The organism is Corallococcus sp. AS-1-12 (assembly GCF_020036995.1).
GTDB lineage: Bacteria > Myxococcota > Myxococcia > Myxococcales > Myxococcaceae > Corallococcus.
Genome location: NZ_JAIQDD010000003.1, coordinates 289,731 through 303,584 on the forward strand (window position 1 = coordinate 289,731; position 13,854 = coordinate 303,584).

General features: G+C 71.2%; 9 protein-coding genes. 2 read left to right on the forward strand and 7 right to left on the reverse strand.

Annotated elements, in window-relative coordinates; translation table 11 throughout:
* Window positions 1-28: 28 nt before the first annotated feature.
* Genes meaB through K8556_RS06040 form a run of 3 tightly spaced genes read right to left on the reverse strand, consistent with a single transcriptional unit; the run spans window position 29 to window position 5,078 of the window.
* Window positions 29-1,012: a methylmalonyl Co-A mutase-associated GTPase MeaB gene (meaB, locus tag K8556_RS06030; protein WP_223739050.1), complete on the reverse strand. Its 984-nt coding sequence runs from the start codon at window positions 1,010-1,012 to the stop codon at window positions 29-31.
* Window positions 1,009-3,195 carry a methylmalonyl-CoA mutase gene (scpA, locus tag K8556_RS06035; RefSeq protein ID WP_223739051.1) on the reverse strand — a complete coding sequence of 729 codons (2,187 nt, stop codon included), beginning with the start codon at window positions 3,193-3,195 and terminating at the stop codon, window positions 1,009-1,011. Before scpA ends, meaB begins: the two co-directional genes overlap by 4 nt.
* On the reverse strand, window positions 3,195-5,078 hold the full coding sequence (locus K8556_RS06040; protein ID WP_223739052.1) for a methylmalonyl-CoA mutase family protein: 1,884 nt from the start codon (window positions 5,076-5,078) through the stop codon (window positions 3,195-3,197). Before K8556_RS06040 ends, scpA begins: the two co-directional genes overlap by 1 nt.
* A gap of 232 nt (window positions 5,079-5,310) precedes the next feature.
* Between K8556_RS06040 and K8556_RS06045 the strand changes: the two genes are divergently transcribed.
* Window positions 5,311-5,664, forward strand: a complete 354-nt coding sequence (locus tag K8556_RS06045) for a hypothetical protein (RefSeq protein WP_223739053.1) — start codon at window positions 5,311-5,313, stop codon at window positions 5,662-5,664.
* A gap of 59 nt (window positions 5,665-5,723) precedes the next feature.
* Here K8556_RS06045 and K8556_RS06050 read toward each other — a convergent pair whose 3' ends face one another.
* The gene (locus tag K8556_RS06050; protein ID WP_223739054.1) at window positions 5,724-6,569 is read right to left on the reverse strand and encodes an NmrA family NAD(P)-binding protein; all 846 of its coding nucleotides are present in this window, start codon (window positions 6,567-6,569) and stop codon (window positions 5,724-5,726) included.
* Window positions 6,566-6,997, reverse strand: a complete 432-nt coding sequence (locus K8556_RS06055; protein ID WP_223739055.1) for a nuclear transport factor 2 family protein — start codon at window positions 6,995-6,997, stop codon at window positions 6,566-6,568. Before K8556_RS06055 ends, K8556_RS06050 begins: the two co-directional genes overlap by 4 nt.
* A 94-nt stretch (window positions 6,998-7,091) precedes the next feature.
* Here K8556_RS06055 and K8556_RS06060 point away from each other — a divergent pair, with 94 nt between their 5' ends.
* Entirely contained in the window at window positions 7,092-8,057 is a 966-nt protein-coding gene (locus K8556_RS06060; protein WP_223739056.1) for an AraC family transcriptional regulator, read from the forward strand.
* 289 nt (window positions 8,058-8,346) lie between these two features.
* Here the strand turns inward: K8556_RS06060 and ileS are convergent, their stop codons facing one another.
* Window positions 8,347-12,090, reverse strand: a complete 3,744-nt coding sequence (ileS, locus tag K8556_RS06065) for an isoleucine--tRNA ligase (RefSeq protein ID WP_223739057.1) — start codon at window positions 12,088-12,090, stop codon at window positions 8,347-8,349.
* Window positions 12,091-12,219: 129 nt separating this feature from the next.
* A complete protein-coding gene (locus K8556_RS06070) occupies window positions 12,220-13,806 on the reverse strand; it encodes an SDR family NAD(P)-dependent oxidoreductase (protein WP_223739058.1) in 1,587 nt (528 codons plus the stop codon).
* Window positions 13,807-13,854 lie beyond the last annotated feature (48 nt).

The following is a 13,854-nucleotide window of genomic DNA, read 5'->3' on the forward strand; positions in this document are numbered from 1 at the left end:
GGCGTTGCCCTCTGGACAACGCGCCTCGTCAGGGCTGCGATTGCGGCAGGAACGCGCCCAGCACACGCAGTGCGGCGGAGGTGGGCGTCGCGCGTCCTTCGCGTACGGCCTGCTCCAATTCCGGCACCAGGGCGGACACCTCGGGGTGCGCCCGCAGGGCCGCTCGCAGGCCGTCGTTCACCATGGCCCACATCCAGCCCACCTGCTGCTGGGTGCGCCGGCGCAGGAGCTCGCCGGAGGCCTCGCGCCGGGCGACGACGTCCTCCACGGAGGCCCACAGCGTGTCGATGCCGGTGCCCTCCATGGCGCTGCACGTGGTGACCACCGGCTCCGCGCCGGGGCGCATCAGGTGCAGGGCGGCGCGGTACTCCGCGCGGGCTCGCGTGGCGCGCGGCAGGTTGTCGCCGTCCGCCTTGTTGATGGCCACCATGTCCGCGACTTCCAGGATGCCGCGCTTGATGCCCTGCAGCTCGTCCCCGGCGCCCGCGAGCATCAGCACCAGGTAGAAGTCCACCAGGTCCGCGACCACCGTCTCGGACTGGCCCACGCCCACCGTCTCCACCAGCACCACGTCGAAGCCGGCGGCCTCGCAGAGCAGCAGCGTCTCCCGCGTCTTGCGCGCGACGCCGCCCAGCGTGCCGCTGGAGGGGCTGGGGCGGATGTACGCGGCCAGCTCGCGCGCCAGCCGGTACATGCGCGTCTTGTCGCCCAGGATGCTGCCGCCCGTGACGCTGCTGGACGGGTCGATGGCGAGCACCGCCACCTTGTGGCCGCTTCCCACCAGGTGCATGCCCAGCGCGTCGATGAAGGTGCTCTTGCCCACGCCGGGCACGCCGCTGATGCCCACGCGGCGGCTCTTGCCGGTGTGGGGCAACAGCCGCGTGAGGACCTCCTGCGCGAGCGCGGCGTGGCGCGGGTGCTCGCTCTCCACCAGGGTGATGGCGCGCGCGAGCACCGCCCTGTCGCCCGCGCGCACGCCGTCCACGTAGGTGTCCGCGGGCAGCAGCTTCACGCCGCCTCCTGCTCGGCGGCCAGCTTGTCGAGCAGCTCGATGGCGGCCTTCGCGATGACGGTGCCGGGGCCGAAGATGGCGGCGGCGCCAGCGGCGCGGAGCGCGTCGTAGTCCTGCGGCGGGATGACGCCGCCCACCACGACCATGATGTCCTCGCGGCCCAGGGCCTTGAGGGCGTGCTTGAGCTGCGGCACCAGCGTGAGGTGGCCCGCGGCCAGCGACGACGCGCCCACCACGTGCACGTCGTTCTCCACCGCCTGGCGCGCGGACTCCTCCGGCGTCTGGAACAGCGGCCCGATGTCCACGTCGAAGCCCAGGTCCGCGAACGCGGTGGCGATGACCTTCTGCCCGCGGTCGTGGCCGTCCTGGCCCATCTTCGCGATGAGGATGCGCGGCCGGCGGCCGAAGCGCGCCAGGAAGTCATCCGCCTTCGCCCGCGCCTCGGAGATGCCCTGCGCCTGTCCTGCTTCCGCTGAGTACACGCCCGTCACCCCGCGCACGGTGGCCTCGTAGCGCCCGAAGACCTTCTCCAGTGCGTCGCTGATTTCTCCGACGGTGGCCTTCGCCCGCGCCGCGTCGATGGCCAGCGCCAGCAGGTTGCCCTCGTTGCGGCGGCCCGCCTCCGTGAGCGCGTCCAGGCGGCGGCGGACCTCTTCGCCATCGCGCTCCGCGCGCAGCTCGCGCAGGCGGGAAATCTGCGCCTCGCGCACGGCGGAGTTGTCCACCTTGAGGATTTCGATGTTGTCCGGGCGCTCCGGCGGGTACTTGTTCACGCCGATGATGGCCTGGCGTCCGGAGTCGATGCGCGCCTGCGTGCGCGCGGCGGCCTCTTCGATGCGCAGCTTGGGCAGGCCCGCTTCAATGGCCTGGGTCATGCCGCCCAGCGCCTCGACCTCCTGGATGTGGCCCCAGGCCTTCTGGGCCAGCTCGTGGGTGAGGCGCTCCACGTAGTAGCTGCCGCCCCACGGGTCGATGACGCGCGTGGTGCCGCTCTCCAACTGGAGGTAGAGCTGCGTGTTGCGGGCGATGCGCGCGCTGAAGTCCGTGGGCAGCGCGATGGCCTCATCCAGCGAGTTGGTGTGCAGGCTCTGGGTGTGGCCCTGCGTCGCGGCCATGGCCTCCACGCAGGTGCGCACGACGTTGTTGTAGACGTCCTGCGCGGTGAGGCTCCAGCCGGACGTCTGGCAGTGGGTGCGCAGCGCCAGGCTCTTGTCGCTCTTGGGATTGAAGCCCTTGATGAGGCGGGCCCACAGGAGGCGGGCCGCGCGCATCTTGGCCACCTCCATGAAGAAGTTCATCCCGATGGCCCAGAAGAACGACAGGCGCGGGGCGAACGCGTCCACGCCCAGGCCCGCGGCGAGCCCCGCCCGCACGTACTCCACGCCGTCCGCGAGCGTGTAGCCCAGCTCCAGGTCCTGCGTCGCGCCGGCCTCCTGCATGTGGTAGCCGCTGATGCTGATGCTGTTGAAGCGCGGCATCCGCTCCGCCGTGAACTTGAAGATGTCCCCGATGATGCGCATCGAGGGGCCGGGCGGATAGATGTACGTGTTGCGGACCATGAACTCCTTGAGGATGTCGTTCTGGATGGTCCCGCTGAGCTGCTCGGGCTTCACGCCCTGCTCCTCGGCCGCGACCACGTAGAGCGCGACCACGGGGAGGACGGCGCCGTTCATCGTCATCGACACGCTCATCTGGTCGAGCGGGATGCGGTCGAACAGGATGCGCATGTCCTTGATGGAGTCGATGGCGACGCCCGCCATGCCCACGTCACCCGCGACGCGCGGGTGGTCGCTGTCGTAGCCGCGGTGCGTGGCCAGGTCGAACGCGATGGACAGGCCCTTCTGACCGGCCGCGAGGTTGCGGCGGTAGAAGGCGTTGGACGCCTCCGCCGTGGAGAAGCCCGCGTACTGGCGCACCGTCCACGGCTGCTGCACGTACATGGTGGAGTACGGGCCGCGCACGAAGGGCGGCAGGCCCGGCAGCGAGCCCAGGTGCGCCACGCCCTCCAGGTCCTCGCGGGTGTAGAGCGGCTTCACCGGGATGCCCTCGGGCGTGTCCCAGGCCTCCGCGGCGCGCGTGGCCTCACTCGCCTTCGCGCGCTGCTGCTCCAGCACGGACGCGGGCGTCTGGGTTTCGGGGGCGTCGAAGGCGACGCGGGAGAAGTCCGGAACGGTGGGGCGCATCAGGCCACTCCCAGGTGCGTGTGCAGCGTCTTCAGGAGCTGGAACAGGTCCGCTCCCGCGTAGAGGAAGAGGTCCACGCCGGCCGCGCGGAAGGTGGCCTCGTGGTCACCGGGGCGGCCCGCGACGGCGACCGTGCGGGCGCCCTTCGCCCTGAGGGCCGCGACGTAGGCGGGCACGGCCTCCGGGTAGAGGGCGTCCGGACCGGAGATGACGGCGAGCGTCGTGCCCGCCTTCGCGAACAGCTCCGCGGCGGCGTTCGCGTCCGCGAAGCCGTGGTGCTCGACGGCTTCGATGCCGCCCACGGCGAGCACGTTGGCAATCCAGGTGGAGCGCGCGGTGTGCTCCGCCACGGTGCCCAGGTTGGCCATGAAGGCGCGAGGACGGGCGCCGTGCGCCGCGTGGTAGCGGTCGCTCGCGTCGCGCAGGGACTCGAAGGCCTCCGCCACGCGGAAGGGCTGGGGCGGGGTGACGGCGCCCTCCGCCGGAGCGGGCGCCGCCGGACGGGCCTCGCGCTGCACGGGGGCCTCGTGGAGGTGGGGGAACTCGCTGACGCCCACGATGGGGAGCTTGCGCGTGCGCACGGCCTTGTCGCGCGCGGCGCGCGTCTCCGTGAGGACGCGGGCCACGTCGCCCTGCGCGATGGCGCGGGAGATGCCGCCCAGCGCCTCGATGCGCTGGAGCTCCGCCCAGGCCGCGCGGGCGAACTCGCCGGTGAGCTGCTCCAGGTAGTAGCTGCCGCCCGCGGGGTCCGCGACACGGTTGAGGCTGGACTCGTCGCGCAGGATGAGCTGCGTGTTGCGCGCCAGCCGCCGGCTCTGCTCGTCGGGCGTGCCCAGGGGCTCGTCGAAGGGAGCGGTGCTGACGCTGTCCGCGCCCGCGACGACGGCGGCGAAGGACTCCGCGGTGCCGCGCAGGATGTTCACCCACGGGTCGCGCCGCGTCTTGGTGGCGCTGGCCGTGCGCGCGTGCAGCGCCATGGCCTGCGACTCCGGCGCGCCGCCCGAAGCGGCGACCACCTTGGACCAGAGCAGCCGCGCCGCGCGCAGCTTGGCGATCTCCGGGAAGAACTGCCCGCCCACGGACAGGGCGAACTGCATGGACCGCGCGGCCTCGCCCGGCGTCACGCCCGCGCGCTCCAGCTCGCGCAGGTACTCCACGCCGGTGGCGAGGGTCCACGCCAGCTCGTGCACGGACGTGGCGCCCGCGTCCGCCCAGGGGCGCGAGGACACGAGCAGCGCGCGCAGGCCCGGCGCGTCCTTGAGCAGCGACGTGACGAGGGGCGCGGCCTCCTTCAGCGTGCGGGCCACGTCCACCTTCGCGGCGCCGTGGCGCGCGAGCGCGGCGATGGGGTCGATGCCCAGGCTGCCGCGCAGGGCCTGCTTCGCGGCGCCGGCCTTCTTCGCCAGCACCTCCAGGAGCAGGGACGCGGGCCGCAGCACGTCCGCGGTCGGCTCCAGGTGCACCGGCGTGCGCTCCAGCGGCACGTGGTGGAGCAGCCGCTCCAGCGTGGCCTCGTCCTTCACGTCCAGGCCGTGGGGCGCGTCCAGGAGCAGCCACACGCCCTGGGTGCCGCGCTCCAGGTCCTCGCGGAGCGCGCCGGCGGTCGCGGCCACGTCCGGGCCCGCGTACTCCTGGCAAAGAAGCCATCCGCCCTCGGTGTGGCCCAGCGGCTGGGTGCCGCGCACGTAGGGTGCGACGCCGGGCGGCTCGGAGGGCGCCGGGGCGTCCTGGGGCGTGTAGAGGGGCTGGAGGGACAGGCCGCCCTCCAGGGGGGACTGGAGCACCGTGAAGGGCTTGCCCTTGAGGTCCTTGTCCACCAGCCGGCGCCACTCCTCGACGGAAGGGGGCGGGAAGTCCGCTGCGGTAAGAGGCACGTCAGCCATGCCCCTCCCATAGGCGCAATGCCCTGCCCGGGGCAATGCCCTGGTGGGCCCGCCCGCCCGGAGTGCACGGCAGTCCCCATGCGTCACCGGGACGTCCCCAGATGGCCGTTAGCTGCAATTAAATCGGATTAAGCGGCTTTGACTCGTATTTTTGCTTTTGGTAGGGATTGGGCGTCCCGGCAATCGCAATCCCAGGCGAGCTGGGACATCACCCCTGCATGGAGGCGATGTGATGAAGCGTCAAAGCCTGTTCCTGGCCTTGTTGGTGTTGCCGTTGCTGGCGTGCGGCGGCATGGACATGGCGCCGGAGGAGACGACGTCTGACGTGGAGGTGGGCAGCATCGAGTCGCAGTTGCAGCCCAACTGGGCGTCGTGCAGCGGAGACGCGGACTGCGCCTCCAATCGCTGTGGCTGCAACGGGGGCACGACCCGCGTGTGTCTGCCGAACTCGACGTATCCGAAGCAGTGTGCCAACTGGACGGCGTGCACCAGCGATTCGCAGTGCACGTCCAACTGGTGCGGCTGCAACGGTGGGCAGGTGAAGGTCTGCCTGCCGAACTCCAGCTATCCGAAGACCTGCACCTGAGCCGTCCGCGCCGCCGCCCGTCGCCCGGGCGGTGGCGCGTCTCCCTTGAGGGCGCGGACTCAACGCCAGACGTCCGGGTGGGCCCGGATGAAGGACTCGAAGTCCCGAGGCGGCCGGCCGGTGACCCGGAGCACGGTGTCCGTGACGCGGTCCTCCGCGCCGTCGCGGATGAGCATGTCGAGCTGCGTGAGGAAGCGCGCGTAGACTTCCGGCATGCCGGAGTCCTGGAGGTGCCGTTGGGCCTCGGCGGGCGTCGCGTGCACGTGCCGGATGGAGCGGCCCGCCACCCGGGACAGGATGGCCGCGAGGTCGTCGTAGCTCAGCGCCTGGGGCCCGGTGATGACGTGCGCGGTGTCGTGCGGCTTCGCATCCGCCAGCGCCCGGACGCCCACCGCCGCGATGTCCGCCGCGTCCACGAAGCCCACCCGTCCCTGGCCGGTGGCCGTCACCAGCGCGCCGTCGCGCTGGAGGCTGGCCGCGTGGTGGTGGCCGGGGCTGATGAAGTTCTGCATGAACCACGACGGCTGGAGCACGGCCCACTCCGGCGCGTGCGTGCGCAGGAGGTGGTGCACCTGCCCCAGCCCCGGGCCCTGCTCTGGAACGACGGACGAGGAGAGCAGGACGACCCGCCGCACGCCGCCAGCCAGCGCGCGCTTCAGGACGGAGGTCATCAGGACGGACGGGTCCTCCACCAGCGCGGGCGCCAGGGCATACATCCGGTCCACGCCTTCGAACGCGGCCTCGTGCGTGGACGGATCCGCCCAGTCGAAGCGCACGTGCTCGGCGGCGGTGGGCGGTCGCGCATCGCGCGTGGCGGTGCGCACCGTGAAGCCCTCCGCCATGAGCCCTTGCGCGATGGGGCGGCCCGTGTTGCCAGCGGCTCCAATGACGAGGATGCGCGTCATGCCTGCTCCCGGGTGAAGGACTCGAAGGTGCCGCGGGGCGCGGCCAGCGGGTTCCAGTACTCGCGGTAGTGCACGATGCGGCCGTCGCGCACCTGCACCCGCATCACGTAGTCCTGCTCGTAGGGGATGTTCCCGGGCTGCAACGTGGCCGCGCCGTGCACCTCCAGCCAACCCGTCGTTGAATCCACGCCCGGGTAGCGCCGGACGTCCGTGAAGGTGAGCCCCTGGAAGTGCTTCGTGATGGGCGCGAAGTAGGCGCGGATGGCCTCGATGCCCTCCAGCCGCGACGGCCTGCCGAGCGAGGGGGCGTAGGGGAACTCGACGACGGCGTCGTCCGCGAAGAGCGCCAGCCAGCGCTCGACGTCCGTGGCGATGAGCGCGAGGTGCGCGTCCATCAGCCGGGACAGGTCAGGGGAAGTGCGGTCCATGTGCGGCCTCCAGCAAGAGGTGATGGACCAGGAATAGGCCGCTCGTTATGGACGCCCCATGTCACCGCGTCCAAAAGAACTGTCTCAAAGTCCAATGCCTCCGGACGGGAAGACCGACGTGGTCTCCGACGTGCTGGAGACGCTGCGGTTCAAGACGCTTCTCTTCGGCCGCTTCGAGCTGGGCGTGCCCTGGGCGGTGCGCCTGCCCCGCAAGGCCAACGCCTCCTTCTACGTGGTGGCGCGTGGGAGCCTGCGCCTCCAGGTGGAGGGCGCGGCGAAGCCGGTGTTCCTGTCCGCCGGAGACGTGGTGCTGCTGCCCCGGGCGCCCGCGCACGTGCTGGATGACGGCGGCCGTCGCACCCCCGCCGCGAGCGACTTCGTCCCGGCGCAACGGCTCCGCCCACCCGCCACGCGGCTGGGGGGCACCGGGCCGCTCACCACGCTCATCACCGGCTGCTTCCAGTTCGGCGCGGACCCGTCGCATCCGCTGCTGAGGGCCTTCCCCTCCATCATCCGCCTGTCCACGCAGGAGGGGCAGGGGACGCCCTCGCTCGCCGCGAGCGTGCAGCTCATCACCGCGGAGACCGCCCTGCCGGGGCCCGGCAGCGCGCTGGTGCTGGGCCGGCTGGCGGACGTGCTGCTCGTCCATGCGCTGCGGGCCCAGACGGCGCTCGGAGGCGCGGGGCAGGCGGGATGGAAGGCGCTGGCGGATCCGGCCATCGGGAACGCGCTCGCGTTGATGCACGAGCAGCCCGGCGCCCCATGGACGTTGGAGCGGCTGGCCCGGTCCGTGGGGGTGTCCCGCTCCGGGTTCGCCGCGCGCTTCCACTCGCTGGTGGGAGAGACGCCGCTGCACTACCTGGCCCACTGGCGGATGATCCGCGCCGCGCGCTGGCTGCGCGAATCCACTGACAGCCTGGACACCATCGCCGAGCGCGCCGGCTACGAAAGCGGGCCCGCCTTCAGCAAGGCCTTCAAGCGCCACTGGGGCGTGGGGCCCGGCGCATATCGGCGGGCGCCCACGGACAGCGAAGCCCGCCTGGTCCTTGCTGACACGTAAGCTGTAAAGTGCGCGGCGGGACGTATGACCCGCCCCACGTCGCTGAGCGCGGGCACCTGCCGCGTGGACACGCTCGTCTACACGGCGGACTGGTCCCAGACGCTGCTGTACCGCAACGACACGACGTTCACCGTGAACTGAGGCGCGGCCTTCCGGCGGTCCTCGGTGGGGTCATGTTCAAGCCCGCGCCCTGACGTGGTTCACGAAGTGGCGCTGACGGGCGACACCCGAGGCTCCGGGGATGGGGCTCCCCGGAGCGGTCCTTCCCTGCGCTCCGGAGGTCCGGAGCTCAGGCGCGCTCGACGCGGAGCTTCGCGGGGAGGCCGTTGAGGCTGGCCTCCTCCTCCGTGCCGGTGAGCCCCTCGGGGCCCACGTGGATTTCGGAGGCGAGCGTCTCGCGGGCGATCTCCTCGCGGGCCGCGTCGACCACGCGCTTCACGCGCTCATCGCCGTCCACCCAGAGGCGGATGCGGTCGGTGTAGCCCAGGTTCATGTCCTTGCGGGAGCCCTGCACGCGCGCCAGCAGCTCGCGCACCAGGCCTTCGTCCACCAGGGCCTCCGTGAGCTGCGTGTGCATCACCACCACGCCCACGGCCCCGCCCGCGGCGGCGTAGCCCGGCTGCGCCTCCACCAGCGTCTCCAGCTCCTCGGCCGGGAAGACCATGTCCTCGCCGCCCACGTTCAGGGCCACCTTGCCCGTGGTGAGCAGCTCCTGGTGCAGCGCGCGGCCGTCGCCCGAGTCGAACGCCTTGCGCACCGGCGCGAGCTTGGGGCCCAGCCGGCTGCCCATGGCGCGCAGGTTGGGGCGCACGCGGTAGCGCACCACGTCCGCCTCCGGGCTGCCCGGCTCCACCAGCTTCACGGTGTGCACGTTCAGCTCGTCGCTGATGAGCGCCTGGTACACCGCCACGCGCTCCGTCAGCTCACGGCGCGACAGGATGACGTCCGCGCGCGACAGCGGCTGGCGCACCTTGAGCCGGTTGTCCGTGCGGACCTTGAGGCCCAGCGACACCAGCTCGCGCACGGCGCCCATTTCCGCCGCCAGCCCCTCGTCGATGAGGCTCGTGTCCACGTCCGGGAAGCGCGCCAGGTGCACGCTCTCCGGCTGCGACGCGCCCCACGGCTTGCCCACCAGGTTGCCCCACATCTCGTCCGCGAAGAACGGGATGAAGGGGGCGGCCATGGCGGTGAGGGTGGTCAGGGCTTCGTAGAGCGTGAAGTACGCGTCCTGCTTGTCCTGCTCGAAGCCCGGCGCCCAGAAGCGCTCGCGGCTGCGGCGCAGGTACCAGTTGGACAGCGCGTCCACCAGCGCCACCATCCGCTGGGCCGCGTCGTAGACCTGGTACGTGTCCAGCGCCTTGGCCACGTCGCGCAGGGTGAGCTGCACCTCGGAGAGGATCCACCGGTCCAGCACCGGCCGGGCCTTCACCTCGCGCCAGCCCTGGCTCTTGCGGATGGCCAGCCACGGGGCCTCCGTGCTGCCCGCGGTGCCCTTCGCCGGGTTGAACCCGTCGATGTTCGCGTAGATGGTGAAGAACGAGTAGACGTTGCGCAGCTTGACCTGGAAGTCCTTCTGCAACAGCCGCACGTTCGCCAGCGAGTGGCGCGTGTTGGACCAGGTGGGGCTCGCCGCGTAGAAGAACCACCGGAACGCGTCCGCGCCCGGCGCCTTGGTGGCGGGGTCCTTGAGCACCACGCGCTCGGTGGCCGCCAGCCGGGGCACCTCCACCGGCATCACGTCCACGCCGCGCGCGGAGGGCTTCACGTCCAACTGCTGGAGCTCCGGCGGCGCCAGCAGCACCACGCGGCGCTTGAGCTTCTTGTGCACCTTCAGCGTCACCGTGACGGGCTTCTCCGGCCGGTCCGGGCGGAAGAGCTGCACCTTCGCGCCCTCCTGCGTGTCCAGGCCCTCCAGGTCCTCGCGCGCGATGAGCGCCACGCCGGGCTCCGCGGGGACGCCGGCCTCCGTGGCGGTGAGCACCGCGAAGTCCATGCGCACCTCGTCCAGGATGATCTCCGGCGGGGTGTAGTTGCCCTTGGACTTGGACTCCTTCTTGCCCTCCTTGTCGGAGACGTGTCCCAGCACGATGCAGCTCTTGTACGGCATGGGCCACTCGCGCTTGGGCGTCAGGCCCATGCGCTTCTGCGTCTCCTCGTCGAAGAGGAGCGTGCTGACCATGAGCAGCGAGTAGAACCAGCCGCGCGTCTGGTCGATGGCCTCCGAGATGAAGTCCGCCGGGAACGCGCGGTTGAAGATCTCCCGGGAGCCTTCCGCGTGCGGGAAGCCCCACTGCGCGAAGGGCATGCAGCCGGAGTCGAACCACACGTCCACCACTTCCGGGACGCGCTGGAACTTCCCGCCGGCGCCGGGCTTCTCGTACGTCACCTTGTCGATCCACGGCTTGTGGACCAGCAGGTGCTCCGCGTTGGACTCGTGGGGCTTGCCGGCGAGGAACGCCTTCAGCTCCGCCTCCACGGCGGCCACGTTGTTGCCCGGCTTCTGGCGCAGCTCCGCGATGGAGGCCACGGCCTCCGTCTCACCCGTTTCGGAGTGGATCCACAGGGGCAGCGGCGTGCCCCAGTAGCGCTCGCGCGACAGGGCCCAGTCCACGTTGTTGGCCAGGAAGTCGCCGAAGCGGCCGTCCTTGATGTTCTCCGGGACCCAGTTGACCTGCTGGTTGTTGGCCTGGGCCTGCTCGATGACGGAGGTGGTGCGGATGTACCAGGCGGGGCGGGCGTACTGGATGAGCGGGTCTTCGTCCGCGCGCCAGCAGAAGGGGTACTCGTGGCGGTACTGCTCCGTGTGGATGAGCAGCCCGCGCTCCTTCAGGTTGCGCTGCAGGTCCTTGTCCGCGTCCTTCACGAAGCGGCCGGTGACGAGCGGCACCTCGTCGGAGAAGGTGCCGTCCGGCTTCACCGCGCAGCGCATGACCAGGGCGTCCGGGTCCTGGAAGCGCGTGGCGTCCTTGCGGTAGGCCTTGTAGTCGTCCTCGCCGAAGGCGGGCGCCGTGTGGACGATGCCCGTGCCGCTGTCCAGCGTGACGAAGTCCGCCGGAATCACGCGCCAGCCCACCGTGTCCTGCTCGCCGTCCTTCAGCGGCAGCGTGGCGTCCGCCTCCTTCGCGAAGTACGTGTCGAAGGGCGGCGTGTAGCGCTTGCCGACCAGGTCGCTGCCCTTCTGCGTGGACAGCACGGGCAGGTCCTTCTTCAGCTTCTTGGCCAGCTCCTCGCGCAGCGCGGCGGCGAGGATGAGCTTGCGGTCGCCCGCGTCCACCGTGACGTAGTCCACGGACGGGTTGACGGCGGCGTACATGTTGGACGGCAGCGTCCAGGGCGTCGTCGTCCAGATGAGCAGCGCCGTGTCCGGAGCGTCGCGCAGCGGGAAGGCCACGTAGACGCTGGGGTCGTCCACCGTCTTGTAGCCCAGGCCCACTTCGGCCGCGGACAGCGCGGTGCCGCCGCGCGGCCACCACCAGACCACCTTGTGGCCCTGGTACAGGAGGCCCTTCTTGTAGAGCTCGGAGAGCGCCCACCACACGCTCTGCACGAAGCCGCGGTGATAGGTGACGTAGGCCTCGTTGAGGTCCACCCAGAAGCCGATGCGCTGGGTCAGCCGCTCCCACTCGGAGGTGTAGCGGAACACGGACTCGATGCAGCGCTCCGTGAAGGGCTCCACGCCGTACTTCTCGATCTCCGCCTTGCCGTGGATGCGGAGCTCCTTCTCCACCTCCACCTCGACCGGCAGGCCGTGCGTGTCCCAGCCCGCCTTGCGCGGCACGTAGTGGCCCAGCATGGTCTGGTAGCGGGGGAACAGGTCCTTGATGACGCGCGTGAGGACGTGGCCGTTGTGGGGCAGGCCGTTCGCGGTGGGCGGGCCTTCGTAGAAGACGAAGGGAGTCTTGCCTTCGTTCGCCTTGAGCGATTTCTCGAAGATGCCGCGCTCCTTCCAGAAGGCCAGGATGCGGCGCTCCTCGGCCGGGAAGTCCATCTCCACGGGGACCGCGTTGAACAGGGGCGAAGGCTTTTCGGACATGGTGGCGTGCTTGATACCACCGGCCCGGCCCTTTGGCAGTGAATCCGGGGCCTTGCGAACCCGCCCGCACGCCGGTAGACAGATTCGCCTAAGCTGGAATGCCAGGAATCCTGGCTGGCGGCCGGGGGCTCACCAGTCCGTGGGGCGGTAGTCCTTGAAGAAGTTGCCCCAGACGTTCTCGCCGGTGTTCACGGCGGTGATGACGGGGTCCACGACGCGCGCGGCCCCGTCCACGATGTCCAGCGGGGGCTGGAAGTCCAACTCCTGCGTCTTGCGCTCGGCGAAGCGGGCGGGGTCTTCGTCCGTCACCCAGCCGGTGTCCACCGCGTTCATGAAGATGTTGTCCCGCGCGTAGTCCGGCGCGGAGGTGAGCGTCATCATGTTCAGCGCGGCCTTGGCCATGTTGGTGTGCGGGTGCCGGTCCGTCTTCGTCCAGCGGCTGAAGCTGCCCTCCATGGCGGACACGTTGACGATGTGGCCCGGGCGCGAGCGGTCCTTCAGCATCAGCGGCTTCAGCTTCCCGCACAGGATGAAGGGCGCCACCGCGTTCACCAGGTGCACCTCCAGCATCTCCGCGGTGCGCACCTCCGACAGCTTGAGGCGCCAGGAGTTCGTGGCCCGCAGGTCCACCTGCTGGAGGTCCGCGTCCAGCCGGCCCTCCGGGAAGAGGGCGCGCGTGTCGCCCTCCTGCTCCATGGCGTAGGGGAGCAGCGACAGCGCGGCGGACGAGTGGATGCCCAGCGCCGGGTCGCTGCTGCGCCAGGTCGCCACGGGCAGGGACGTGCTGCCCGGGTCCCCCGAACCCAGCGCGGGGCGGAGCGCGGCGACGCAGGACGCGTGACCCGCGAGCAGCGGGCGCAGCTCCGGGGCCAGGGACTCCAGGTCGCGCAGCTCGCCGTCCAGCAGGTGCTGGTAGAAGCCCGGCGGCCGGCGCACCGTCTGGGCGGCGTTGTTGATGAGGATGTCCAGCCGCTCGTACGTCTGTTCGATGTGGCGCGCGAACAGCTCCACGCTGGGCGCGTGACGCAGGTCCAGGCCGTGCACCTGGAGCCGGTGGGCCCAGTCCGCGAAGTCCGGCTCGCGCGCGTAGCGGTGCACCGCGTCCTTCGGGAACCGCGTGGTGGAGATGACGGTCGCCCCCGAGCGCAGCAGCATCAGCGAAGCCTGGAAGCCAATCTTCACCCGCGCGCCGGTGATGAGCGCCACCTGGCCCTGGAGGTCCGCGCGCTGCGTGCGCCGGGCGTAGTTCAGGTCCCCGCACGGGATGCACATGGCGTCGTAGAAGAAGTGGACCTTGCGGAACTCCACCTTGCACACGTAGCACTTGCGCGGCACCTCCAGCAGGCGCTCCGGCGCGGCCTCCGGGGGCGGCGCGGGCAGCGCGGGCAGGGAGAGCACCGGCGCCTTGCGCAGCACGCGGATCTCCGTGCTGGAGCGCACCGCGCGGTCGTTGGCGCGCAGCACGTCCTTCTTCTCCTTGCGGAGCGCGTTGACCATCCGGGACTTCGTGGCCTTGTCCGGGTGGATGAGCCGGCCCGCGGCGGCCATCAGCGCGTGGTGGTCCTGCTGCGGCAGGTGGTGCAGCAGCGCGCGGTGCTCGGCGAGCGTGCTGAGCAGCGCCGTGGCGCGGCGCACGTCCTCCACGGAGACGTCGGGCGGCGGAGCCGTTTCGGTGTCGGACGGGGGCGGGAGGTTCTCGACGGCCGGAGTCTTCACGCCCTGGTGATTACCCTCCCGGGCGCCCCAGGGAAAGGAGCGGCGCAC